Raw genomic sequence first — 24,515 nt, forward strand, 5'->3', positions numbered from 1 at the left:
TATAAGAGACAAGGGGGGGACATCGCTTGGAGGGTGGGACTCGCTTCCCGGTCCTGCCCCACCCCCAACCCCTCCCCTGAAGGGGAGGGGCTTAAGATGTTCGCTTGCCCGCCGAGCTCCTTGTCGGATCGCAGGCTAGCGTTCGACCGAATGGTAGCTGTCGCGAACTTTTGGGTTCTGGTCCAGAAGCTTGGCAAGCCGGACCCTTCGAAATTGATCGATCATTTTCCAGAGAAAGATGGTGGCAACAAGGACGGATCCCAGAAAATTACGGCCGCTACCATTCGAATACCCCACCCACGCAAAGAAAAGCGAGATCGGGATCACGAGAAAGCCGACCCAGAACTCGACGCCTAGCGAACGTGGCAAGGAAGACTTCATCCAATCGGTTTCTGACCTTATGTCCTACCCGCGATGATAGCCGTTTCGGCTCATTCGTAAATGTGAATGTCGCGACGATTTGGGTCGGACTCCCTCAAACACTCGTCCCCACAACCCGCCTGATCCCTGCCGTCAACGCCATCGCCAGCGCGCCCCAGAACACCACCCGTACCACCGGCTTGCGCGGCCTGGCCCCCCCGGTGATCGCGCCCAGCGCGCCGAGCAGGGCGAGGAACAGGATCGATGCCGCCGCTTCCCCCTCCGCCCCCCAGCGCGTCACCCCTTCAGCGTCAGGAACGCCGTCACCCCCGCAGCCACCGCCAACCCCGCGCATACCAAAGCCGCCACATGGAACCCGCCGACCAGCGCCGCGCCGGTCTGCGACAGCACCGCGCCGGCCAGCGCGGTCGCGACCAGCCCGCCGGTCCGCGCGATCGCGCTATTGAAGCCCGAGGCGGTGCCCGTGAAGCGATCGTCGACCGAGGCGAGCACCGCGGTGGTCAGCGGCGCCACCGCGCCCGCCATGCCCAGCGACAGCACCAGCATGCCCGGCAGGATGCTCGTCCAGTAGCTCGCCTGCGGGTCGGCGCCCGAGAGCAGCCAGAAGCCGAGACCGGTCACGATCGGTCCGATCGAGAGCGGCCAGCGTCCGCCGATCCGCGCCGCCAGCCGCCCGGCGAAGCGCGACGAGATGCCGATCACGATGGAGAAGGGGAGCAGCGCCAGCCCCGCCTGCGCGGGCGGATAGCCGCCGCCGACGATCAGCAGATAGGGCAGCAGCAGGATCAGCCCGCCCAGCGCGCCGTAGAGCAGCAGGGTCAGCACGGTCAGCCCGACGAACGGCACCGATCCGAACAGCGCCAGCGGCATCATCGCGCGCTCGCCCAAGCGGTGCTGGTGGCGCACGAAGCCGCCGAGCAGCAGGACGCCGCCGACCAGGCCGATCGCCGCCTCGCCCGAAACCGCATGGCTGCTCGACCAGAGGGTGAGCGCCCAGGTCAGGCTCCCCAGCCCGGCGGTGGCCAGCGCCGCGCCCAGCCAGTCGAGCCCGCCCTTGCCGCGCGGGCTCTCGGGCACGAAGCGCCAGGCGATGGCGATCGCAGCAGCGGCGACCGGCAGGTTCAGGTAGAAGATCGCGCGCCAGCCGACCGCGTCGACCAGCCAGCCGCCGAGCGGCGGCCCCACGGCGGAGGCGATCGCCCCGGCCGAGGCCCAGGTGCCGATTGCGCGTCCCCGCGCCTCGCCGTGGAAGCTGCTGCCGAGCAGGCCCAGGCTGTTGGGCATCAGGATCGCCGCGCCGATCCCCTGCAGCGCGCGCGAGGCGAGCAGCAGGTCGGTACCCCGCGACAGCGCGCAGCCGAGCGAGGCGATCGCGAAGATTGCGACGCCCAGGATCAGCATCCGGCGACGGCCGAAATAGTCGCCGGTCGCCCCGCCGAACAGGAGAAGCGCGGAGAGCGGCAGCAGATAGGCGTTGATGATCCAGGGCAGGGTCGCCGGATCGGCGGCGAGCGTCCTGCCGATCGTCGGCAAGGCGACGTTGGTCACCGATCCGTCGAGAAAGGCGAGGCTCGAGGCGCACATGCACGTGGCGATGATCCAGCCGCCATGGCGGGGGGCGGGCGGGGCGGTGTCGCTCATCGGCGGGGCTGGCGCTGCATGGTGCCGGCTGTAGCGGCGGCCGGGGGCGAGGGCCAGCCGGTCAAAGGGTTAGGGATCGGGCCTTTCCTCCCCTTGGCGGGGGAGGAAAGGCCCGCGCGCCCGCCGCCCTCCTCAGAAGCGCGTGCGCACCGTCAGGCCATAGGTGCGCGGCTCGGCGAGGAACGAGCCGAACATCGCATTGCCCGCCGCGAAGCTCGGCGCGCCGAACGCCTGGACCTGCGAGCGGCTTCCCGCGCCCTGGAAGGGCAGGTTGAATGCGACCTGCTGGTAGTCGGTATCGAGCAGGTTCTGCGCCCACAGCTCCACCGCCCATTTCTCGTCCGGCCCGCGCACGCCGATGCGGGCGTTCATCGTGACGAAGCCGTCCTGCAGCTTCTCCACGAACAGGTCCGATCCGGTGTTGTAGTCGCTGGTCATGCGGCCATCGACATAGAACAGGCCGGTCATGCCGTTGCTGCCGATCGGCGGGGTCCAGGTCACCGCGCTGGTGACGGTGTTGCGCGGTGCGTTGGACATCTGGCTGCCCGGCAGCAGGAACAGCGCCGCATTCAGCGGCTCGCCCGCCTTGGAGCCGACCAGGTCGTTCTGATATTTTGTATCGGCGAGCGTATAGCCGAGGTTCACCGTGACGTTGGAGGTGGGGTAGAAGCCCAGTTCGAGCTCGACACCCTGCGTCACCACGCCTTTGCCGACGCTGCCGGTGCAGGCGCCAGTTGCGGAGTTGTTGTCGCGGTCCGCGCCGTTCAGCGCGGTGCTGCACCCGCCGATATTCTGGACGATGAAGTTCGTGCCGTTGAAGGTGTTCAGCTGGAAGTTGGTGAACTCCGAGCGATACAGCGCCATGTTGGCGGTGACGTGGCGGGAGCTGTACTTGGCGCCGAACTCGAACGCATTCACCGTTTCCGGGTCGAAGCGCAGGTTGGTGACCGATGCGGGTCGCGGGGTCGCGAACACCGTGGCGGACAGGTCCGACCGATCGAGATTATAGCCGCCCGCCTTGTAGCCGCGCGCATAGGAGGCATAGAACAGCGTGCTCTCCGAAGGCTTCCACGAGAGTACCGCGGTGCCGGTGAGTTGCCCTTCCTTGAACTTGTCCGAAAAGGGCACGCCGGTCAGCGCCGATGTCGAATTGCCGGTACAGGTAAGCGTGACGATGCCGCCGGCCAGCGACTGCAGCGGATTGGGGCTGGCGAGCAGCGGCGCGAGTGCCGCCTGCTGTGCCGGGCAGACCGTATTGTTGTTGTTGAACGCGGCCTTCAGCGACTTGCTCTCGCGCGTGTAGCGTGCGCCGAGCGTGAAGCTGAGCGTCTTGGTCAGCTTGTAGATATTGTGGGTGAAGAGCGCCCAGTTGTTGCTGGTCTGGTCGTACAGGTCGAGCGTCGAGCCGAGATTGTTGAGCGTGCTGAGGCGATCGATGCCGCCGATGATCTGCGGGCCCACCGCAGGGGTTAGCACCGCGCGGCCGGCGGCGCTGAGGCAGCCGGGGCGGCTGGGGTCGCGCAGTGCCGCGGCCGGGTTGATCGTCGCCACCATGCGGCACGCCGCGAAGGCGCCATATTGAGTGCCGAAGCGCAGATTGTCGGCCACGCGCAGCGTCTCGCGCGCGTAATAGCCGCCGACAAGCCAGTCGAGCTTGTCACCGAGGATCGTGCCCGAGAAGCGGCTCTCGTGGCTGAAGGTGTGGAACTGGCGATAGGCGTTGCCGTCATCGGGACGGTAGGCGATGTCGATATTGCCGTAATCGATGTCGGCCGCGCCGCCCGACTTATATTCGCGATAGGCGGTGAGCGAGGTCAGCTGCGTCGCGCCGAGGTTCCAGCGAACGCGTGCCGAGACGCCGTAATCGGTGGTGAGATTGGCATATGCACGGCCGGGCGTGAGCGTGATCCGGCGATTATAGGGATCGTTCTCGCTGGGCAGCACGCCGCCCATGCTGCGCAGGATCGCGGTGATGCGGTTGCCCGCGGGGTTGATCGCGAAGTCGCCGGGGACGCCCGGCGTGGGATCCAGCGTCTCGCGCGTGCCCACATAGACGGCGCCGCAGCATTTCTCGTCGCGACGGGTGTAGTCGGCGATCAGGCGGATGCCGAGATCGGGGTTGACCGTGAACAGCAGCTGGCCGCGGACGAAATAGCGGTTGCGGTCGTTATAATCGGTGTTGTTGATGATGTCGTGGAGATAGCCGTCGCGCTTCGAATAGACGCCGTCGACGCGGAAGGCGACCAGATCCTTGACCACCGGGCCGGTCAGCGCGCCGGAGAGGCGGACGGCGTTGAAATTGCCGTAGGTCGCCTCGGCAAAGCCGCCGAAGCGGAATTCGGGGAGCTTGGTGTAGATGCTGATCGCGCCCGCCGAGGAGTTGCGGCCGGACAGCGTGCCCTGCGGCCCGCGCAGCACCTCGATCCGCTCGATCTCGCCCATGTCGTTGAGGCCCGAGCCGGTGCGGCTGCGGTAGATGCCGTCGATGAACACCGCGACCGAACTTTCGAGGCCGGGATTGTCGCCGACGGTGCCGATGCCGCGAACGCGGGCGGAGGCGTTCGCTTCGGAGCCGGTGGAAGAAACAAGCAGCGAAGGTGCGATTTGCGTCATCTGCCGGATGTCGTTCGCCCCCGAATTCTGCAGCGACGCCTGGCCGAAGGCGGAAACCGCAATCGGCACGTTCGACAGGCGCTCGGACCGGCGCGTGGCCGTCACGACGATGTCGGCGGTGTTGGGCGAATCGCCTTCCGTGGTGGCAGGGGTGTTGGCGGCCGACCCGCGCAGGTCCTGCGCCGCGGCCGGCGCCGCGATCGCGAGAACGCCGGTGGACAGCAAGAACGCACATTTCGACATATCGGCTCCTCTCTTTTCCAAGCTTTTGCTTTGGTTTGACTGCTTGATCTGCCGAAAGAGCCATAAATTTCGGTGAACGTCGCCTCGGGTTTTTGACGGGGGCGTATGGTGCTGGGGTGCGCAATGCTTGCCGGCGGGTGGAACGTCGGATCAGCGGCGCGGCGAATGCGGCGCCAGCGCCTCGCTGGCCTTCAGCGCAAACAGCGCCGTGACGACGGGGCTGCCTGGAGCGGCGCGCATGGCCGATGCGCTGTCGGCCGCTGGCCCATGCGGAAAGCGACTTGCCGGCCACCCGGATCGACCGGGGGCGAGGAGCGGCCGGACCTGTGCGGGAAAGGCCTCGGGAAGCGTTGTCCGGGTCGCCGCCAGGGCAAGTACCGCCAAAGCCGTGGGTAGCGGTGCGCAGCCGTCCGCGCCCCAGCCGCCGTCCCCGTTTCGGCTGGCGTGCAGAAAACGGGCGGCGCGGGCCACCGCCGGATGGTTGGGCATCACGGCGCCGAGCAGCCGCAGCGCCTGCCAGCAGCTGTGCAAGCGCTCGCCACCGGAAGGCGGGGACCAGCTTCCATCCGGCTGCTGGCGGTCCGCAACCCAGCGGGCACCCGCCACAATCATGCCGAGAAAGCGGCGCGCATCCCAGCGTGCAAGCGCATGGACGAGCCCGGCGATCGCCTCCACCTCGGCGGGCGAGGGGGTGTCTGGCAAGGCCCAGGTCGGGATCGCGCCGTCCGCTTCGGCATAGGTCAGCACGACCGCCAGCGGCGGCGCGCAATGGGCGGCGATGACGTCGCGCCTGCCGAGCCGGGCGAGCAGGAGCATGGCCTGCGCCAGGCCAGCTACGTCGCGTGACCGGTCGTGCAAGCCGCGCATCCGCTCGCCGGGATCGGCGGGGTACTGTTGCACGATGCGGCGAACCGTGCGCGCGATACGCGGGTGTCGCGGTGCGATGCCGGCGTCGAGCAGCGCATCAGCGATCAGCATGTCGACGCGCAGCTCCGCGGCCTCCGAGTCTATGCTTGCGACCTTGTGCGCCGGCAGATGCCGGCGCGGTATCGCCGCTGGGGGCGGGGGGGCGCCGTCCAGCAGATCGGCGACCGCCCGCCGCGCGATCGTTTCGCGCAGCGATGCGCCGCCCTGCGCCAACGACGGGAGGGGCGACGTCCCACCCGCATGCGTGCCCGCTTCGCCGGCGCCCGACCCTGGGTCCGGAACCGGGACAGATGCCTGGTCGACCTGCTCGATCGCCCTGGGTCCGCCGATCTGCATCGCACCTCCCCCGAGAGTTCGCGGGGACCTGCAAGCTGTTCCCGCAATGTTCGGCCTATTGATCGCGCAGCCGGACTCGCTTGAACATGGCAAGCTGATCCGGAACGGAGGCGTACCCTGTGTGCACCGGGCGACGAGGACGCTGCGGTGCTGCGAGGCGCCCGGAGTTGCACGGGCGAAACCAGGGTCCGGTTCGGGGCGCGGGTTTGTCCATTGCGGTGCATCTGACGCCGCGCCCGGCAGACGGGCTGCACGGCAATGCGCAAGGGGGGGGCGCTCCGGCGTCACAGGGCCACTTGCTCTCGTGCGGCGGCGCGGTATGCGGGGCATCGGGGACCTCTTTCGGGATCAAGTGGATGAAGCGTCGGAATTTGTTGCGAGAGTCCGGCGGCAGGTCTGTGTGGTTGACCATCGGGCTCGTCCTCGGGCTCGCCTTCTTCCTGGCTAGCGGCGGGCTGGCCTATCGCAACGTGGTGGCACTGCGCGAGAGCGATGCCGCCATTCGCCACAGCCATACGGTGCTGATCGCGCTCGACGAGCTGCTGTCGACGGTTCAGGACGCGGAGACCGGCCAGCGCGGCTATCTGCTGACCGGCGGCCCGAGCTATCTCGAGCCCTATACCAGGGCCACCGAGTCGCTGGACCTGCGACTGGCGCGCCTGCAGAAGCTGGTCAGCGACAACGACGTTCAGCAAAGCAATATCGTGCAGCTGCGCCGCCAGCTTGACGCCAAGCTCGGCGAACTGCGCGAGACCATCGAGGCACGGCGCAAGGGAGGCTTGGCCGATGCTCTGGCGATCGTGGAAACCGATCGCGGCAAGAACAGCATGGATGCCATCCGCGCCCAGCTGACGGTGATGGCGCAGGAAGAGGGTCGACTTCGCAAGGAACGGCTCGACGACATGGCCAGCGCTTCGCAGGCCGCCGTCGCGAGCGGCATCGCATCGAGCCTGATCGGGGCGGGGCTGACGCTGATCATCTTCGTGCTGCTGCGGCGCAATCTTCGCAGCAGGGCACGGGAGGAATGGCTGCAGAACGGACTGCTCGGCATCTCGGCGGCAGTGCGTGGCGATCGATCGGTGGAAGAGATCGCCGAGGCGGTGCTCGGCTATCTGGCCGACAAGCTCGGCTTCCAGGCGGGCGCCCTGTTCAAGGGCGAGGCGGGGCTTTTCCGCCGCGTTGCCACGCTTGGCGTGCCCGGCGACGCCGATCTGCCCGAGGCATTCGGCCTGCGCGAGGGCCTGCTCGGGCGGGTCGCGGCGGAAGGCGCGCCGATCCTGCTGGACGACGTGCCCGATCATTATCTCGAAATCGGTTCCGCCTTCGGCAGCGACAAGCCGCGGCATCTGCTGATTGCGCCGGCCAAGGCCGATGACAGCGTGAACGCGGTGCTGGAGATGGGCTTCTTCCACCCGACCGACCCGCTGATGCTGGAGCTGCTGGAGCGCGCTTCGCCGGTGATCGGCGTGGCGCTGCGCTCCGCCCGCTTCCGCGCGCGGCTGCAGGACGCGCTGGAGGAAACCCAGCGCCAGGCGGCCGAACTCCAGACCCAGAGCGAGGAGCTCCAGGTCAACAACGAGGAACTGGAGGAGCAGGGCCGGGCCTTGCGCGAATCGCAGGCGATGCTGGAGCAGCAGCAGGTCGAGCTCGAGCAGACCAACAGCCAGCTGGAGGAGCAGGCCCAGGCGCTGGAGAACCAGCGCGACGAACTGGAGCGCGGCAGCGCGGCACTGCTCGCCAAGACCCGCGAGCTGGAACAGGCGAGCCAGTACAAGAGCGACTTCCTCGCCAATATGAGCCACGAGCTGCGCACGCCGCTCAATTCGCTGCTGATCCTCGCCAAGCTGCTCGGCGACAACGCTCCCGCGACGCTGACTGCCGAACAGGTGAAGTTCGCCCGCACGATCGAATCGTCCGGCAACGACCTGCTGACGCTGATCAACGACATTCTGGATCTGTCGAAGATCGAGGCAGGGCATGTCGACATCCGGGCAGAACCGGTGAGCCTGGTGCGGCTCGGCACCGATCTGCGCCAGCTGTTCCAGCCGGTGGCGGCGCAGCGGGGGCTGGACCTCGAAATCGTGCTCGACGACGCGGCGCCCAAGGGCATCGAGACCGACCGGATGCGATTGGAGCAGATCCTCAAGAACCTGCTGTCGAACGCGCTCAAGTTCACCGAGCGGGGCTCGGTACGGCTCCAGGTGACGGCGACCGGCGACCGGGTCGCCTTCGCCGTCCGCGATACCGGCATCGGCATTTCGCCGGAGCAGCAGCGGATGATCTTCGAGGCGTTCCATCAGGCGGACGGCACGATCAACCGCCGCTATGGCGGCACCGGCCTCGGCCTGTCGATCTCGCGCGAGCTGGCGCGGCTGCTGGGCGGCGGCATCACGCTGGACAGCCGGCCCGGCGAGGGCAGCATCTTCACCCTGACGCTGCCGGTCCGCTATGATGCGGCGGCGGTCGCGCCGCGTGCGCTTCCCGCAGTACCCGCCGCCCCGGCCACCCCGATCGCGGCGCCCGCGCCGGTGGCGGCGCCCGCGCAGCCACGCCGCGCCCCCGCCGCCGCGGATTGGGTGCTGGACGATGACCGGGACGCGCTGGTGCCGGGTGGTCGTCACCTGCTGGTGATCGAAGACGATCCGGTGTTCGCCTCGATCGTCTGCGACCTGTCGCGCGAACTCGGCTTCCAGTGTCTGGTCGCCAGCACCGCCGACGAGGCACTGCACCTCGCGCGCACCTATCGCCCCAGCGCGGTGGTGCTCGATCTCGGTCTGCCTGACCAGTCCGGGCTGATCGTGCTCGACCGGCTCAAGCAGGAAGACGCGACCCGGCACATCCCGATCCATGTGATCTCGGCGGCCGACCAGAGCCAGACCGCGCTGTCGCTCGGTGCCGTTGGCTATCACATCAAGCCGATCAAGCGCGAGCTGCTGGCCGAAGTGCTGCAGAACCTGCAGCAACGCACCGCCAGCCGCATGCGGCGGGTTCTGATCGTCGAGGACGATCCCGTTCAGCGCGACGCGGTCGCCCGGCTGCTCCAGACCGACGATGTCGAGACGGTGGGGGTCAGCACCGCCGCCGAATGCCTGGAGATGCTGCGCAGCCAGACTTTCGACTGCATGGTGCTCGATCTCTCGCTGCCGGACGCCTCGGGCTATTCGCTGCTCGAGACGCTGAGCGAGGAGGACAGCGCCCACAGCTTCCCGCCGGTCATCGTCTATACCGGTCACGATCTCAGCGCCGATGACGAGCAGCAGCTGCGGCGCTATTCCAGCTCGATCATCATCAAGGGGGCGAAATCGCCCGAGCGGCTGCTCGACGAGGTCTCCCTGTTCCTCCACCAGGTCGTGTCGGAGCTGCCCAGCGCGCAGCAGGAGATGATCCAGGCCGCGCGCCGCCGCGATGCGGTGCTGGAGGGCCGGCGCGTGCTCATCGTCGAGGACGATGTCCGCAATGTCTATTCGCTGACCAGCGTGCTGGAGCCGCGCGGCGTCGTGGTGCGCATCGCCCGCAACGGACAGGAAGCGCTCAACGCGCTTGCCGAGGCCGCAGCGGATCCCGCGCAGGGCATCGATCTGGCGTTGATGGACGTGATGATGCCGGTGATGGACGGCCTCACCGCCACCCGCGAGATCCGCAAGGATCCCCACTGGGCCAGGCTGCCGATCATCATGCTCACGGCCAAGGCGATGCCGGATGACCAGGAACGCTGCATCGAGGCGGGCGCCAGCGATTACATGGCCAAGCCGATCGATGTGGACAAGCTGCTGTCGCTCGTTCGGGTGTGGATGCCGCGATGACCGAGGACGCTGCCGAGCCCGACATCGATGATATCGAGATCGAGCTGCTGCTCGAGGCGCTGTTCCGGCGCTATCACTATGATTTCCGGCACTATGCCCGCGCGTCGATCAAGCGACGGCTGATTCAGGCGCGCGGGCGGCTGGGCATGAGCAGCTTCTCCGCCTTGCAGGAGCGGCTGCTGCGCGATCCCGACATGCTGGCCAGGCTGCTCAACTATCTCACCGTCCAGGTGAGCGAGATGTTCCGCGACCCCAGCTATTTCCGGGCGTTGCGCGAGAAGGTCATTCCGCACCTGCGCACCTACCCCTCGCTGAAGGTGTGGATCGCGGGCTGCAGCAACGGCGAGGAGGTCTATTCGCTCGCCATGCTGTTCCGCGAGGAAGGGCTGGAGCAGCGCACGCTGTTCTACGCGACTGACATCAATCCCAAGGCGCTCAAGGCGGCGGAGGCAGGGGTCTATCCACTCGACCAGATCCGCAAGTTCACCGAGAATCATCAGAAATCGGGCGCGCGCACCTCGCTGTCCGACTATTATGTCGCGGATTATGATCGCGCGATCTTCGACAGCAGCCTGCGCGCCAATGTCGTCTTCTCCGATCACAGCCTCGCGATCGATTCGGTGTTCGCGGAGATGCACCTTATCTCCTGTCGCAACGTGCTGATCTACTTCGATCGAGGGTTGCAGGAGCGCGCAGTGGGGCTGTTCGAAGAGTCGCTGGTGCGTCGCGGCTTTCTCGGCCTCGGCCGCAAGGAGAGTCTGCGCTTTTCAGACCATGCCGCCGGCTTCAGCGACTTCGTCCGCGAGGAGAAGATCTACCAGCGGCGCGATCGATGACGGGGATGGTTGTCATCGGCGGCTCGGCGGGCGCGGTGCAGGCGCTGCTGACCTTGCTGCCTGCGCTCCCGACCGATTTTCCCCGGCCGGTGCTGATCGTGGTCCATGTCCCGCCCGATCATGATCACGGGCTGGCGGCGCTGTTCGAAGCGCGATGCGCGATGCAGGTGTGTGAGGCGGAGGACAAGATGGTGCCCGTGCCCGGCACCATCTATTTCGCGCCGGCCAACTACCACCTGCTCGTCGAGCCCGACGGCAGCATGGCGTTATCGGCCGACGATCCGGTCAATCACAGCCGCCCCGCGATCGACCCGCTGTTCGACACCGCCGCCGATGCGCTGCGCAGCGGCCTGATCGCGATACTGCTCACCGGTGCGAACCACGACGGCGCCGAGGGCCTCCGCGCCGTCGCCCGCGCCGGTGGCACCACGATCGTCGAGGATCCCGCGACGGCGCGGGTGCCGACCATGCCGGCCGCCGGCCTGGCGCGGTGCCCCGACGCAACTCGCCTGGCGATCGACGCCATTGCCCCAAGCCTGATTCGATTGGCCTGAGACCCTATGTCCGCCCCCGATTCCGTGAAGTTCCTGCTCGTCGACGATCTTGACGAGAACCTGCTGGCGCTGGAGGCGCTGCTGCGGCGCGACGGCCTGCAATGCCTGAAGGCGCGCTCCGGCGAGGACGCGCTGGAGCTGTTGCTGGTTCACGACGTCGCGCTGGCGCTGCTCGACGTGCAGATGCCCGGCATGGACGGGTTCGAGCTCGCCGAGTTTCTGCGGGCGAACGAGCGGACCCGACACATCCCCATCATCTTCCTCACCGCCGGCAGCGCCGACGCCCGGCGCCGCTTCCGCGGCTATGAGACCGGCGCGGTGGATTTCCTGCAAAAGCCGCTGGACGCGGGTATTCTCCGCTCGAAGAGCAACGTCTTCTTCGATCTCTACGAGCAGCGCCGCCAGATCATGGCGCAACGTGACGCGCTGGAGCGGATGACGCAAAGCCTGCAGCTCGCCGATCGACGCAAGAACGCCTTTCTCGGGATGGTGGGCCACGAACTGCGCAACCCGATCATGGCGCTGGGCGCCGGGCTGCACCTGCTTTCGCGCAGCCGCTCGGCGGAAGCGGCGGAGCAGGTCCGCGGCCAGATGGTGCGCCAGGTCGATCACATGACCCGATTGATCGAGGATCTGCTGGACGTCGCGCGGATCGATCAGGGCAAGATCGTGCTGCGCGCAGCGCGGATCGATCTTGCCGATGCGGTGGCGCTGGCGGTGGAGATCAGCCGTCCCCAGATCGAGGCGCGGGAGCATCGCTTGGCGATTGCACTGCCCGACATGCCGGTGTGGCTGCATGCAGATTCGGCCCGGATCACCCAGGTGGTCAGCAATCTGCTGGCCAATGCGGCCAAGTACACGCTGCCCGGCGGCGACATCGGGCTGGATATACGGCGCGAGGCCAGCCAGGTCGTGATCGAGGTGCGGGACACCGGGATCGGCATCCCCCCGGAAAAACAGGCGCAGGTATTCGATCTTTTCGCGCAGGTCGCCCCCGGCGACGCGCAGGCCGACGGGCTCGGCATCGGGCTCGCCCTGGTGCGCCAGCTGGTAACGCTGCACGGCGGTACGATCGCGCTGACGGAGAGCGTAGTGGGGCAGGGTTCGACCTTTCAGGTGTTGTTGCCCTTTGATGACGCTGGCATCCCTCCTGCTGACGAAAACGCTATTGCGCATACTTAGCCCTGTGCGGCGATTGGGTGCGACCGGTCGTCGCTGCTATCGAGTCGCATCAAGGAGCATCTGACCGCCGATCGGGATGCTGGGACACGCCGCGCGAGCAACGGCGCGGAGGCGCATTTCTCGGCGCGTTAGACGGATGTGCTGACGCGAATGCTGGGCGCCGCGCGCGACAGAAATTGACAATTTCAATATTGTGCGATGCACAAGCAGAGTCATCGACCGGGAAAGCTATTTAAAAACCGCTAGCGAAAATGACGTCGTGATTTCGTGATGCAGATTTGATGAAATAAAGTGCGGCGGTGGTGACCGGACTAGGCTGGCGTGATAATAAACGCGAGTCGAAATGTCCGATGGAGTGCGCCATGAGCAGTAAGCCGAACGGATTTCCCAAAAACATTCCGCTTCACGCACGTACCTATCGGAATTGGTCCCAGACGATTGTAGTGGATCCGCTTTGGACATGTGAGCCGAAAACGGCCGACGAGGTCGTCGAGGTGTGCAATTGGGCAGCGGCGCAGTCGCCGGCTTGGAAGATCAGGGCGAAGGGTATCCGCCATGGCTGGTCGCCGCTCACGGTCACGGCGGATACGAAGCCCGAGTCAAACGTCATCATCGTCGACACGACGAAATATCTGACCGCATTGCGTTTCGTGCCTGCGGCCGGCGATGCGCCGCCGATGGTGGTGGCGGACGCCGGCGCGACGATGCTGGATCTGCTGACCTTCCTGCAAAATCAGGCAGGCGGCAACGGGTCGGCGCCCGGCTTTGCCTTTCCGCACGTGCCGGCACCCGGGAACCTCACTGTCGGCGGCGTGCTCGCGATCAACGCGCACGGCACCGCCGTGCCTACCGCCAACGAACATTTCGCATCGTCCTACGGCTCGATGAGCAACCACATCATGGCGTTCACCGCCGTCGTGTCGAGCGACGAAGCGCCCAACGCCTATGTCCTCAAGACCTTCCAGCGCGAGGATCCCGACGCCGCCGCCTTGCTGACGCATGCGGGCCGTGCGTTCATCGTCAGCGCGACCCTGCAGGTGATCGACAATTACAACCTGCGCTGTCAGAGCACGATGGACATTCTGTCCGACACCCTGTTCGCGGCTCCGGTGAACGGGACGCCACCAGCGCAGAGCCTGGCCAGTTTCCTCGAGGAGGCGGGCAGGGTCGAGGCGATCTGGTACCCCTTCACCGACGATCCGTGGCTCAAGGTCTGGACCGTCACCCCGACCCAGCCGAGCGGATCGGTGCTGGTAACGGCGCCGTACAATTATGCCTTTTCGGACAATCTGCCCACCTGGGTCACCAGCATGCTGAGCTGGATCACAACCGTGGCGCCGGCATCCACGCCGACGTTTCAGAAGCTGTTCTCGGACTTTACCAAGGCCTCTCTGGAAGACGGGCTGACGGATTTGTGGGGGGCGTCGATGAACACGCTGCTCTACATCAAGGATACCACGCTGCGGGTCACCGCCAATGGCTATGCCATCCAGATGAAGCGCGCCGATGTACAGCAGGCGGTGCATGATTTCGCACAACAGTTCGAGAAGATGCTGGCAAGCTATGCCGCGAAGGACCAGTATCCGGTCAATTCCCCGCTCGAGATACGCGTGACCGGGTTGGACGATACCGCGCAGGTCTTTGCGCCGGCTGGGACGACCCTGTCGACGCCGTTGATCTCGTCGCTGACCTATGACGATGTCGCCAAAGCGAACGGTTATGACTGCGCGGTGTGGTTCGACGTGTTGACCCTCCCCGGCACGCACTATTCGAACCAGTTCTACACCGAGCTCGAGGCCTGGTTCTGCCAGCGCTTCGTCGCACCAGCCGCGCGCCTGTTTCCCGAATGGTCGAAGGGCTGGGCGTACACCGATGCGGGCGGCTGGACCGATGCCGATTTCTTGGCGCACGTCCGTACCCAGTTTACGACGGGCCGGACATCGACGACCAACTGGAATGCGGTCGTGGCGACGTTGCAGCACTATGATCAGGCGGATCTGTTCTCCAACGCCTTTCTAGACAAGCTGTTCGTACCGAATTGAGGGCCGTTCGATGTCGAGGCAAGCCTCGTCTGGGTGGTGCAGGAGCACGCGTTCTGTCCGCGTCTCAGCGACATATTGTCAAATATCACGCAAGCCGACTGCGTGATATCGCACATGACATGCTGTTGACGCATGCCACTGATCAACTCGGCGCCGTATCTCTGGTCCGAAAACTGCCAATCCCGATGTTGGTTTATGATCTAAGCCAATATGGATATTGATGGCGATGTGGTTCTGCTGCCACAACAATGTTGATTGGATTCCATGTGAAAGACAATTGACTCGCAAAGGGGGCGGCCGCATAATCACCGATACTGGCTTTCACGCTGGTCAATGGTACGATCCCTAGATCGTGCTGATCATGGTCATCACCCCGTTTGCATCCGACGTTCAACATTGGAGGAGTGAATCATGGCCGACTTCAATCAGCAAGAATCCGCGAAGCTCGTCGAAGAAGAGCGCATCACGAGCGCGATCGAGCAGGAACTGACCGACGACCAGCTCGTCCAGCTTGCCGAGGGCGCGAGCTCCTGGGGCGCCAACTGCAACAAGTCCTGCTGAACCGGCGGGCAGCGTACCGCTCGCACCAGGTGAGCGGCGCTGCCCAATGGGCCCAGCAACATCGCATTCCGGGGGGGCACAGCGGAGCCGCCAATCCTGGCCTTCCCGCCGGAGTCCTCCGCGCAAGATGGGAGAACATCCATGGCCGACGTGAATCCGCAGGACATCGCGAAACTTGCCGAAGAAGAGCGCATCACCAGCGCGATCGAGCAGGAACTCACCGATGACCAGCTCGTCCAGCTCGCCGAAGGCGCGAGCTCGTGGGGCGCGAACTGCAACCAGAATTGCTGAGCCTGCGGGCGGCGGCGCCTCGCGATCCCAATGCGGGGCGCCAACCGTCCCCCTGTCGGTGGGAGCCATCGACCTATGTGATCATGCGCGAAGACCGTGCCGCCGCGCGAATGCGATCGGGCGGGTGACAAGGGGGCGATGGATGTTGGCCGTAGACGGGGCCGGTGGCCAAGGTGAGAGGCCAGGCAGACGGGCGTGGGCAGCGCGTCAGCGTCAGGGGTTTGGCGCAATCGCGATCGCACAGGCGGACCGTTGCCCTGGATTGGCGATCCAGGCCGAGCGCGTCGAGCATCCAGACGCGGGTGGAACTGCAGCCGCCGCTGCGCGGCTCGGGAATGCTCGCAAGATCCCGACTGCCCGTGCGACGGCCCATTCTCCGTCCGGAACGCTGCTCTTCGCGACCGAGCGCGCGTGCCGGTCTGCCCCCGTCGGTGCTCTGCGAGGGGTGGCGCTTCTTCCTTTCGGAAGGGGGCTGTCCGTGCGGTGGCGGTCGCAATCGGCGCGCTTGCGGGGCGGTCGATCGGCGGCGCTGCGCGCGATCTGCGCCGATCGGCGCTGAGGGGGCGTCGATATGGCCACCGCCCATACCATGCGCGATGCGCACACGTCGCGCTTCGGCGAACTATGGCCGCTGCTGGCCCCGTATCTCGACTCCGCTCTGGCACCGCTCGCCAACCGTCCCTGGATGCACGAGTTTCTGAGCTTCGTGCCGCGGAGCGCGACCGATTATCTTGGCTTCGAGGCGCGCCTGGGAGCGGAGGACGGCGCGACCGACTGCGCGCTCAATCTCAGTGCGGCAGCGCCGGAATGGCTGCGCAGCGGGCTGCCGGAGGCATCCGCGCCCGATGGTGCGGAATGGGACCGCATCCGCGCCTTTCTGGCGCTCTGGGTCGAGAGCGGCATGCCGCCGCTTGGCGACATGACGCGCGTCTGGCTGGAATTCGACATGGCGGCGGCGCCCGCGCTGCTGCCCAATCTGATGTTCGGCTATTGGCCGCGCGGGCATGAGCCGATGCGAACGCGCGCATGGCTGCTCGACCGGGCGATTCCCGCAGCGCTCGGCGCTCCGCTGCCGCCGGTCACGCGCGGCTTGCTCGAGGGCGGGCTCGATGCGTGCGTCGGCGCCAATGACTTCCAGATTGGGCTGATGAGCGCGCGCGCGTTGCCTGCGGTTCGCCTGTGCGTGTTCGACCTGCCCGATGCTGCGCTGGCCGATCTCGTCGCGGCGATCGGCTGGCGCGGCGATGTCGGTCAGGTCGCCGCGCTGGTCGCGGCATTGCGGCCGCACGCTGATTTCGTGGGACTGCATTTCGATCTGGCAGGAATGGCGCTGCCCCGCATCGGCATCGAGCCGGGCTTCGTGGCTTCGAGCTGGCGGCGGCAGCCGCATCTCGAATCGCGGTGGGCCGGGCAACTTGATGTGTTCGCGGGGCTGGGCGCGCTCACGCCCGCCAAGCGCGCCGCGCTGCTGGCCTGGCCGGGCCATGCCCAGGTGATGCTGGACGGGCGCCCCATGGTCTTGCTGCGCGGGCTCAGCCATCTCAAGCTGGTGCTGCCGGGCGACGGCCGCGTCGAAGGCAAGGCCTATTTCGGACTCGCCGTGCGCGAACTGGCGCAGGCGGGCGCAGGTGAATCCGATGCTCTCGGCTGAGGCGGCCACCCGGATCGACATCGAACCCGTTGCCGCACGAGCGCGCGATTTCCTGCTCGCCGGCCAGGACGCGCGCGGCGCGTGGCGTGATTTTTTCCTGCCTGCGGGCGAGAGCGACGGCTGGGTAACCGCCTATGTCGCGCTCGCGCTCGCCAAGGCGGGCGATCCCGAGGGGTGGGCGGCGGCGCTTCGCGGCTGGTCGCATCTCGAGGCTGCCGTGAAGCCCGAGGGGGGGTGGGGATATAACGCCGCGACGCCCGTCGATGCCGACAGCACGCTCTGGGCGCTACGGCTGGCCGAGGCGCTGGGCGTTACGGCGAGCGACGCGGCGCGGCGGGGCCTCGCCGTCCTCGAAACGCATCGCCGGCGCGACGGCGGCTTGGCCACCTATGCCAGCCCGGCGGGCCCGCGCGGCTATGTCGGGCTGCCGGCGAGCGTCGATTTCAGCGCCTGGGCGCTTCCCCATGCATGTGTGAGCGCGGCGGCGGCAGCGCTGTCGGGCATGCGCGACGATCCGCTCGCGACCTGGCTGGGTGCGATGCAGGCCGAGGACGGGCATTGGCCGAGCTATTGGTGGTTCGATCCCGGCTATGCCACCGCGGAGGCGGTCGAGGCGCTCCCTCCCGGCGCCGCGCGCGATCGGGCGGCGCGCTTTGCCGAGGCGCGTCTGCAGGTGCTGGCGATGATGGCGCCGCCGCCGGCCTTCGCGCTTTCGCATGTCGTGCGCGTGCTGGCAGTGGCGCGATCGTCGATGCTCGAAACGGCGGTGGCGCTGCTCGCGGCGACGCAGGCGGAGAATGGCAGCTGGCCCGCCTCGGCGCGGCTGCGCGTCCCCGCGCCCGATTGCGTGACGCCGAGCGACGCAGCTGCATGGACGCCCTGGCATGGGCTTCGCGCGCTTCCGATGACGCTGGAGGCAGTGCTGGCAGCGACCTTCCAGATCACCAGTCTCGACCATCGCCGCGCCTTTACCACGGCAACGGCATTGCGGGCGTTGACTGCGGCGTCGGCGGCGTCGCGGCCGTGACCGGCGGCGTCGCTATCGATGCCGCGCGGGCGGCGCTGGACCGGGACGGGTTCGTCATCCTGCGCGGCGCGGTCGAGCGCGGCTGGATCGACGCGCACCGCGACGGGTTGTGCAGCTATGTCGCCCGCCACCGGGCGGGGATGGACGAGGCCGGCCGGGCCGTGGGCACCAGCGCCGTCGCGCCGACCTTCACGCTCGGCGATGCGCCGCCCGACGTCGCCGCCTTCGTCACCGATGCCCGGCTCGGCGCGCTCGCCGCCGCCCTGCTGGCGGTGCGCTCGGTGCGGCTTCTGCACTATTGCGGCTTCTTCAAGCCCCCCGCCGGCCGGCCGACGCCGTGGCACCGCGATCAGGATTTCCTTCCGCTGGATACCGACCGGCTGATCACCGCCTGGCTGCCGCTGGTGGAGATCGACGCGACGATGGGCATGCTGGCATTCGCGCACGGCTCCCACCGCGATCCGCGTTCGGCCGAGGCCTTTGCCCGCAGCGACAGCGGGCCGCTGTCGCCGGGCGACGTCTCGTTCCACCTCGGCGGCACGCTGCATGCCGCGGGCGGCAACCGCAGCGACCGGATGCGCGCGGTAATGGCGATGACCTTCTATCCGGACGGCGTACGGATCCGCGACGATGAAGGCGTGCCGTTCCGCGCCGCGCTGCGCGCCCATTATTTCGCCGATCTTGCCCCGGGTGAACTCGCCGCCGGGCCCGCCAATCCGCTGGTGCATGCCGGCGACCCGCCCGAGGGGAGATGAGGGGATGACGACCGCGACGCTCGAAGCCGGCCTGCCGCCGCTCGATTCGCCCTATGCGGTGCCCGAGGCGGCACGCGCGGCGTTCGATCGCGATGGTCATGTCGCCTTGCCGGGGGTGCTGGCACCGGCCGAGCTCGACGCGTGTCGCACCGCGGTGCGGCACGCGGTGGCGGCCCATCTCGGTACGCACCACGCGCTGGAGGACGATGTCGCCGCGGCGGCGAACCGGTGGCAGTTCGTCAACAATCTGTGGACGCTGGATCGCCGGGTACGCGCACTGATCCATTCCCCCCGTCTTGCCCGGATCGCATCCCGGCTGCTCGATGCGCCGCGCATCCGACTGTTTCGCGATCAGAGCTATTTCAAGGGCGTGGGCGGGGCAGGGACGCCCTGGCATCAGGACGGCTATTTCATCCCGCTCGATACGCCCGCGATTCTGACGGCGTGGATCGCGCTCAGCGACATGAGTCCCGAAAGCTCGCCGATGACCTATGCGACCGGCTCGCACCGAAACGGCTTCCAGGGGCTTTCGCCCGGCGGGGAGCCGGCGATGCGCGCGTTCGAGCGCATGCTGGGCGGCAAGGGCTATCCGTTCACGACCTATGACGGGCTGAAGGCGGGCGACGTCGCCTTTCATGCCGCCTGGACGATGCACGCGACCTTTGCGCACAGCGCGCCGGTGCCGCGCGAGGCGGTCGTGATCGTCTATTTCGCGGACGGCGCGCGCGTCGTCGTCGATCCGCCGCCGGGAACACCTGGAGCTCCCTATCCGCAGGTGGCGCAGGTGCGGGCGAACAGCCGGGCAATTTCGCTGCCGGGGCTTGGCCATGGCGACCTGGCAAATTCGCCGATGACCCCGATCCTCTACGATAGCGTGACGGATCCGGACGCGTGACCGGGCCTGCGACCGGGCTTGCGGCGCTGCTCGGCACGCTTTCCGCCGAGGCCTTCGCGCAAGAGATTTGGGGCATACGGTGCCAAGTGATCGACGGCGCCGCCGATCGCTTCGCCGGGCTGATCGCGAGCACCGACATCGATCGGATCCTGCGCTTCGTGCGGCCCCGTCCGCCGCAGGAGATGATGCTCGTCAAGGCGAGCCGTCACTACGACGTGAACTGGATCGATCCCGATGGCGCGCCGCGCAGCGACCAGGTGCGCGCCGCATGGGACCAGGGCTATTCGATCGTGCTCAACGATGTCGCCCGCTTCTGGGAGCCGGTGACGCGCTACTGCGCCGCGCTGTGCGCCGATCTTCACCACCCGGTCGACGCCAATCTCTATCTGACACCGCCCGATACTCAAGGGTTCGATCCGCATTATGACATCATGGACGTGTTCGTCCTCCAGCTCGAAGGGGCGAAGGAGTGGCGGCTCTGGGGGGCGGGCGCCGATCTCCCGCTCGCCGACGAGCATCGCGCCATCGATCCCGCCGCGCTGGCGCCGCCGCTATGGACGGGGATGCTGACGCCGGGCCAGGCGCTGTACATCCCGCGCGGTCATGTCCATGCCGCGCGCGCGACCGACGCGGCATCGCTCCATCTGACGATCGGCGTGAAGATCGTGACCTGGCTGGACCTGATCACGGCGGCGGCGACGCGCGCGCGGGGCGACCGGCGCTTCCGCGAGGCCTTGCCGCCCGGCTTTCTGGGTGCCGAGCCGGCGCTGGCGGCAGGCATGGCCGAACGCGCCGATGCGCTCGCCCCGTGGCTGACGGCCGGCGCGGGCCTGGCGGGGCTGGCGGGATCGCTGCTCGAGAAATCGCCCCTGCCCCGCGAGGATCTGCTCGCCCCGACCGCACCGGTGGCGCTCGAGACGGATCTGGCCTGGCGCGCGGGGGTCGTATCGACCGTCGCGGGCGATGCCGGGCATGTCGTGCTGCGCTACAATGGCGGCGCGCTTGCCGGCCCCGCCAAGATCGCTCCGGCGGTCGCCTGGATCGCCGCGCGGCCGCATTGGCGCGCTGCCGATCTGCCGGGGCTCGCCGATGGCGAGAAACTCGTCCTTGCCAATCGGCTGCTGCGCGAAGGCGTGGTCGAGCGTGTCGATCGCAGCTGACGGGATGGATGCGCGGCTTGCCCGGATCGCGGCCGATGCCGCGACACTCGCCGACCGGCTGGGCCCCGACTGGCGTCCCGACGACGGCGCCGACTCGCTGGCGCTCGCGAGCACGCGGCACGCGCGCTGGCTGGACCGGGCAGCCTCGGGCGATGCCGCGGCCTTTGCCGATCGGCTCGGCTGGATGGGCATTTCATCGGACGCGGTGCTGCCGCGGCTGGGTACCGGTCGCCTTGCCCGTCTGCCGGCATGGACCACCTTGTTCGCCGAGGCGATGGCGCAGGGCAGCGCCAACCTCGTCGAGGCCGCGCGGCATCCGTTCGGGCCGTTGCTGACGGGCTTCGTGACCGCCGCCGCCGCACATCTGCCCGCAGCCTGGCACGAGACGTTCGGCGCCGAGGCGCGATCGACGCTGATGGACGATTTGGTGACCAAGCTCAGCCATCTGGCCGCACCGGCGCTGCAGATCGAGTTCGCCGCGTTTCGGGGCGCAACCGGCGAGGGCGATGCGCGGTTCCAGGCGTTTGCCCGGCACATGGCGGAGGGCGGGCTGTGGGCATTCTTCGCCGAATATGCGGCCCTGGCCCGGCTGCTGGCAATCACCGCGCTGCAATGGTGCGCGCACGTCTCCGCAATCGCCGAAGACTTTCTCGCCGACCGCGCGGCGATCGCCGACGTCTTTGGCGGCGACCTTCCCGATCGCATCGTGGCGGTCTCGCCATCGCTGTCGGATGCCCATAATCACGGGCGATCGGTGGCGATCGTCACGCTGTCTACCGGACGGGGTCTCGCCTACAAGCCGCGCTCGGTGGGGATCGAGGCGCGCTGGTTCGCGCTCCTTGCCGCGCTGGATGGCAGTGCCGGTGCGTTCCGGTCGCTGCGCGTGCTTGATCGCGGATCGCGCGGATGGGTGGAGCTCGCCGTGCATCGGGCCTGCGCCGACGCGGAGGAAGCGGCCGCCTATTATCGCCGCGCCGGCAATCTCCTTGCCTTGCTCTACGCGCTCGAAGCCTCGGATTGCTTTCACGAGAATATCGTCGCCGAAAGCGGCTATCCGGTGCTGATCGACATGGAAACGCTGATGCATCCGGTGATCCGCCCGGCGACCGATGGCGTTGAGGCGGCGGCACGGGCCGACGACCTGCTGTTCGACAGCGTGCTGCGGGCGGGGCTGCTGCCGACCTGGGAGGCGGGGCGCGACGGCGTCGTCGTCGACATCAGCGGGCTGGGCGCGGCGGCGCGGCAGACCACGCCCTATCTGCGCCGCCGCTGGTCGGCGATCAATCAGGACGGGATGCAGCTCGAGCATGAAGCCATTATGGTCGACAGTCTGCACCATCTGCCGATGCTCGATGGCCGGGCGCTGCGTGTCGCCGATCATGCGGACGGACTTATCGCAGGGTTTCGCGAGACCTATATGGCACTGGTCGCCCGCCGCGATGCCCTGCTCGCGCCGGGGGGCGGCATTGCGATCATGGCGGGCGAGTCGCTTCGCCTCGTATTCCACCCGACGCGGTTGTACGGGCTGATGCTGAAGCGCCTGTCGACGCCCAAGGCGATGCGTGGCGGGCTGGATCGCAGCATCGAGTTCGACGTGCTCGCGCGCTTCTATCTCCAGTCGCCGGTCAAGGCGCCCTATCGCGCGCTGCTCGGTGCGGAACTGGCGGCGCTGGAGCGCGGCGACATTCCCTATTTCGCGATGCCCGCCGACGGGACGGATCTGCCGGTGCCGGACGCCGCACCGATCCCAGATGCCTTCGCCCAGAGCGCGATGGCCCGGGTCGCGGCGCGGCTCGCGCGCTTTGACGAGGCGGATCTGGCGCGGCAGACCGAGTTTATCCGGGCGTCGCTGGTGATGTCCGCCGTGCAGGCACACGCGGCGCCCGCCGCAACCCCCGGTGCCGGCCCGGAAGCGCCGCCCGCCACTCCCGATGCGGCGCTTTCGGCGGCGCGGGCGATCGGCGAGACATTGCGCGCGCGTGCGATCGTCGCGGGCGATGGCAGCGCGACATGGATCGCGCCGCAGCTGATGCCGCAGGGTGGCCGCTATGAATTGCGTCCGTTGCGGCTCGATCTCTATGGCGGGCAGGCCGGCGTCGCCTTGTTTGTCGCCGCGCTCGCCCGGGTGACCGGGGAGGGGCAGGGGATCGCTCGCGCGGCGCTCGCGCCGCTGCGGCGGGGTGCGTTGCCGGGCGCGCTGGCGGCGTTGCTCGCGACGGGGCACACGATCGGCGGCGCGACCGGCGTCGGGTCGATCATCTTTGTGCTGACCCGGTGCGCCGCGCTGCTCGACGATGCAGCCCTGCTGGACGATGCGGCGGCGGCGGCGGCGCTGCTCGATGCCGAGGCGATCGCCGCCGACATCGAGCATGACGTGATGGCCGGTGCCGCCGGTGCGGCGCTGGGATTGCTCGCCCTGCACCGCGCGACCGGCGATCCCGCGATCCTGCAGCGCGCGCGGTGGTGCGGCGAGCATCTGCTCGTGCGCGCCCAGCCGATGCCGGCGGGTATCGGCTGGTCGAGCGGCCGTCATCCGCCCACCACCGGGCTGTCGCACGGTGCGGCGGGGATCGCGCTCGCGCTGGCGCGGCTTGCCGCGGCCACCGGCGATGCACGCTATGCGGCGGCGTCCGCCGCTGCGCGTGCCTTCGAGGATTGGGCGTTCGATATGGCGCAGGGCAATTGGCGCGATCTGCGCGAGGGCGCGGCGGCGGAGCCGCGCTTCATGAACGCGTGGTGCCACGGCGCGCTGGGCATCGGCCTCGCCCGCGCCGCGCTGCCGGGCCCGCGCGATGCTGGCGGCGTGCGCGACATCGCCGCCGCCGTCGCGCGGAACACCGGCCCCTGGCTCGCGGCGAAGGACGGGCTGTGCTGCGGCAACATGAGCCGCATCGAGTTGATGTGCAGCACCGGTGCGGACGACGAGGCTGCGGCGATCACGGGCCAAGTGCTCGCCCGCGCCGAACAGCGCGGCTATTTTTCCCTGTCGGGAACAACGGGTGCCGATTTCTTCGATCCGTCCTTCTTCCAGGGATTGTCGGGTATCGGATACCAATTGTTACGTTTGCATTCCGCGGTGATCGTTCCTGCGGCGCTTATCTGGGGTTGATCGGTCCTGCAAAGTCACGACCCGGTAATTTCACGTGCAGGCGCAAGCGAAGAACATGGACGAGATCACGCAGGGCTGGTAAATATTGTAGGAATAGTTCCGCGACTCGCCGAGGCAATTGACTTGAGGAGATGGGTATGCCGACCGATTCGAACGAAGCCGTAAAGCTCGCGACATCCTTTGGTGTCGAAACGTTTATTCCTGGCGGCGCCAATCTTGTCGGCGGCGAATTCGGGCAGGCTGGTCTGCATTTCGTTGCGGGAATCCTCGCGCGTGCCGCGTTCGGGGTGCCCGGCGTGCTGCTGGTATCCGCCAATTCGATCGTGAAGGCGCGGACCGGGCGTCACCTGGTCGAACATCTCGGGCTGGTCACGCCGCGCGTCGAGGCGGCCGAACCCGAGGCCGTTCCCGCTGCTGCGGCGTGATCGCGTGCATCGAGACGGCGGCAGCCGGTACTCCGGCATTCTGTCGGCCCGATCTTCCGTAATCGGATGACCGATCGTCCTCC

At 67.8% G+C, this 24,515-nt stretch carries 18 protein-coding genes and 1 pseudogene; 14 read left to right on the plus strand and 5 right to left on the minus strand.

From position 1 onward, the window contains the following. Nucleotides 1-135 precede the first annotated feature (135 nt). The 5 genes and pseudogenes from S2M10_RS15160 to S2M10_RS15180 all read right to left on the minus strand — a co-directional run bounded on the left by S2M10_RS15160 (nucleotide 136) and on the right by S2M10_RS15180 (nucleotide 6,141). A complete protein-coding gene (locus S2M10_RS15160) occupies nucleotides 136-381 on the minus strand; it encodes a hypothetical protein (protein WP_168846841.1) in 246 nt (81 codons plus the stop codon). Nucleotides 382-475: 94 nt separating this feature from the next. Beyond that, nucleotides 476-640, minus strand: a pseudogene (locus S2M10_RS15165) (VIT1/CCC1 transporter family protein); the annotation flags it as partial. A 17-nt stretch (nucleotides 641-657) separates the two neighbouring features. After that, on the minus strand, nucleotides 658-2,022 hold the full coding sequence (locus tag S2M10_RS15170; protein ID WP_247650839.1) for an MFS transporter: 1,365 nt from the start codon (nucleotides 2,020-2,022) through the stop codon (nucleotides 658-660). 132 nt (nucleotides 2,023-2,154) lie between these two features. Beyond that, the gene (locus tag S2M10_RS15175; RefSeq protein ID WP_168846842.1) at nucleotides 2,155-4,878 is read right to left on the minus strand and encodes a TonB-dependent receptor; all 2,724 of its coding nucleotides are present in this window, start codon (nucleotides 4,876-4,878) and stop codon (nucleotides 2,155-2,157) included. Nucleotides 4,879-5,028: 150 nt separating this feature from the next. Then, a complete protein-coding gene (locus tag S2M10_RS15180; RefSeq protein WP_168846843.1) occupies nucleotides 5,029-6,141 on the minus strand; it encodes a hypothetical protein in 1,113 nt (370 codons plus the stop codon). A gap of 356 nt (nucleotides 6,142-6,497) precedes the next feature. Between S2M10_RS15180 and S2M10_RS15185 the strand changes: the two genes are divergently transcribed. The 14 genes from S2M10_RS15185 (at nucleotide 6,498) to S2M10_RS15250 (ending at nucleotide 24,432) form a co-directional block, all read left to right on the plus strand. Beyond that, nucleotides 6,498-9,944, plus strand: coding sequence for a response regulator (locus S2M10_RS15185; RefSeq protein WP_168846844.1), 3,447 nt, complete (start codon nucleotides 6,498-6,500; stop codon nucleotides 9,942-9,944). Then, entirely contained in the window at nucleotides 9,941-10,780 is an 840-nt protein-coding gene (locus tag S2M10_RS15190) for a CheR family methyltransferase (RefSeq protein ID WP_168846845.1), read from the plus strand. The genes S2M10_RS15185 and S2M10_RS15190 overlap by 4 nt, the downstream gene beginning before the upstream one ends. After that, nucleotides 10,777-11,334 carry a chemotaxis protein CheB gene (locus tag S2M10_RS15195; protein ID WP_168846846.1) on the plus strand — a complete coding sequence of 186 codons (558 nt, stop codon included), beginning with the start codon at nucleotides 10,777-10,779 and terminating at the stop codon, nucleotides 11,332-11,334. The genes S2M10_RS15190 and S2M10_RS15195 overlap by 4 nt, the downstream gene beginning before the upstream one ends. A gap of 6 nt (nucleotides 11,335-11,340) precedes the next feature. After that, a complete protein-coding gene (locus S2M10_RS15200) occupies nucleotides 11,341-12,516 on the plus strand; it encodes a hybrid sensor histidine kinase/response regulator (protein WP_168846847.1) in 1,176 nt (391 codons plus the stop codon). A gap of 443 nt (nucleotides 12,517-12,959) precedes the next feature. Further along, nucleotides 12,960-14,558 carry a cholesterol oxidase substrate-binding domain-containing protein gene (locus S2M10_RS15205; RefSeq protein ID WP_168846848.1) on the plus strand — a complete coding sequence of 533 codons (1,599 nt, stop codon included), beginning with the start codon at nucleotides 12,960-12,962 and terminating at the stop codon, nucleotides 14,556-14,558. Nucleotides 14,559-14,969: 411 nt separating this feature from the next. Further along, complete coding sequence (locus S2M10_RS15210) at nucleotides 14,970-15,119, plus strand: hypothetical protein (protein WP_168846849.1); 150 nt, start codon at nucleotides 14,970-14,972, stop codon at nucleotides 15,117-15,119. A gap of 141 nt (nucleotides 15,120-15,260) precedes the next feature. Continuing rightward, complete coding sequence (locus S2M10_RS15215) at nucleotides 15,261-15,410, plus strand: hypothetical protein (RefSeq protein WP_168846850.1); 150 nt, start codon at nucleotides 15,261-15,263, stop codon at nucleotides 15,408-15,410. 571 nt (nucleotides 15,411-15,981) lie between these two features. Beyond that, nucleotides 15,982-17,061: a hypothetical protein gene (locus S2M10_RS15220; RefSeq protein ID WP_168846851.1), complete on the plus strand. Its 1,080-nt coding sequence runs from the start codon at nucleotides 15,982-15,984 to the stop codon at nucleotides 17,059-17,061. Continuing rightward, complete coding sequence (locus tag S2M10_RS15225; protein WP_211091071.1) at nucleotides 17,039-18,088, plus strand: prenyltransferase/squalene oxidase repeat-containing protein; 1,050 nt, start codon at nucleotides 17,039-17,041, stop codon at nucleotides 18,086-18,088. The genes S2M10_RS15220 and S2M10_RS15225 overlap by 23 nt, the downstream gene beginning before the upstream one ends. Beyond that, nucleotides 18,085-18,843 carry a phytanoyl-CoA dioxygenase family protein gene (locus tag S2M10_RS15230; protein ID WP_168846852.1) on the plus strand — a complete coding sequence of 253 codons (759 nt, stop codon included), beginning with the start codon at nucleotides 18,085-18,087 and terminating at the stop codon, nucleotides 18,841-18,843. The genes S2M10_RS15225 and S2M10_RS15230 overlap by 4 nt, the downstream gene beginning before the upstream one ends. A 4-nt stretch (nucleotides 18,844-18,847) precedes the next feature. Further along, the gene (locus S2M10_RS15235) at nucleotides 18,848-19,738 is read left to right on the plus strand and encodes a phytanoyl-CoA dioxygenase family protein (protein WP_168846853.1); all 891 of its coding nucleotides are present in this window, start codon (nucleotides 18,848-18,850) and stop codon (nucleotides 19,736-19,738) included. Beyond that, nucleotides 19,735-20,898 carry a cupin domain-containing protein gene (locus S2M10_RS15240; protein WP_168846854.1) on the plus strand — a complete coding sequence of 388 codons (1,164 nt, stop codon included), beginning with the start codon at nucleotides 19,735-19,737 and terminating at the stop codon, nucleotides 20,896-20,898. The genes S2M10_RS15235 and S2M10_RS15240 overlap by 4 nt, the downstream gene beginning before the upstream one ends. After that, entirely contained in the window at nucleotides 20,882-24,007 is a 3,126-nt protein-coding gene (gene lanM, locus S2M10_RS15245) for a type 2 lanthipeptide synthetase LanM (protein ID WP_168846855.1), read from the plus strand. Before S2M10_RS15240 ends, lanM begins: the two co-directional genes overlap by 17 nt. Nucleotides 24,008-24,144: 137 nt before the next feature. Further along, entirely contained in the window at nucleotides 24,145-24,432 is a 288-nt protein-coding gene (locus S2M10_RS15250; protein WP_168846856.1) for a DUF6072 family protein, read from the plus strand. Nucleotides 24,433-24,515: the final 83 nt, after the last annotated feature.

It is taken from the genome of Sphingomonas sp. S2M10, assembly GCF_012650175.1.
Classification (GTDB): domain Bacteria; phylum Pseudomonadota; class Alphaproteobacteria; order Sphingomonadales; family Sphingomonadaceae; genus Sphingomonas.

What these genes read in the sequence shown, in the direction of transcription:
- S2M10_RS15185 (WP_168846844.1), top strand. Translation starts at nt 6,498, where the DNA reads ATGAAGCGTCGGAATTTGTTGCGAGAGTCCGGCGGCAGGTCTGTGTGG.
- S2M10_RS15235 (WP_168846853.1), top strand. Translation starts at nt 18,848, where the DNA reads ATGACGACCGCGACGCTCGAAGCCGGCCTGCCGCCGCTCGATTCGCCC.
- S2M10_RS15215 (WP_168846850.1), top strand. Translation starts at nt 15,261, where the DNA reads ATGGCCGACGTGAATCCGCAGGACATCGCGAAACTTGCCGAAGAAGAG.
- S2M10_RS15175 (WP_168846842.1), bottom strand. Translation starts at nt 4,878, where the DNA reads ATGTCGAAATGTGCGTTCTTGCTGTCCACCGGCGTTCTCGCGATCGCG.
- S2M10_RS15160 (WP_168846841.1), bottom strand. Translation starts at nt 381, where the DNA reads ATGAAGTCTTCCTTGCCACGTTCGCTAGGCGTCGAGTTCTGGGTCGGC.
- S2M10_RS15210 (WP_168846849.1), top strand. Translation starts at nt 14,970, where the DNA reads ATGGCCGACTTCAATCAGCAAGAATCCGCGAAGCTCGTCGAAGAAGAG.
- S2M10_RS15250 (WP_168846856.1), top strand. Translation starts at nt 24,145, where the DNA reads ATGCCGACCGATTCGAACGAAGCCGTAAAGCTCGCGACATCCTTTGGT.
- S2M10_RS15190 (WP_168846845.1), top strand. Translation starts at nt 9,941, where the DNA reads ATGACCGAGGACGCTGCCGAGCCCGACATCGATGATATCGAGATCGAG.
- S2M10_RS15195 (WP_168846846.1), top strand. Translation starts at nt 10,777, where the DNA reads ATGACGGGGATGGTTGTCATCGGCGGCTCGGCGGGCGCGGTGCAGGCG.
- S2M10_RS15170 (WP_247650839.1), bottom strand. Translation starts at nt 2,022, where the DNA reads ATGAGCGACACCGCCCCGCCCGCCCCCCGCCATGGCGGCTGGATCATC.
- S2M10_RS15200 (WP_168846847.1), top strand. Translation starts at nt 11,341, where the DNA reads ATGTCCGCCCCCGATTCCGTGAAGTTCCTGCTCGTCGACGATCTTGAC.
- S2M10_RS15180 (WP_168846843.1), bottom strand. Translation starts at nt 6,141, where the DNA reads ATGCAGATCGGCGGACCCAGGGCGATCGAGCAGGTCGACCAGGCATCT.
- S2M10_RS15220 (WP_168846851.1), top strand. Translation starts at nt 15,982, where the DNA reads ATGGCCACCGCCCATACCATGCGCGATGCGCACACGTCGCGCTTCGGC.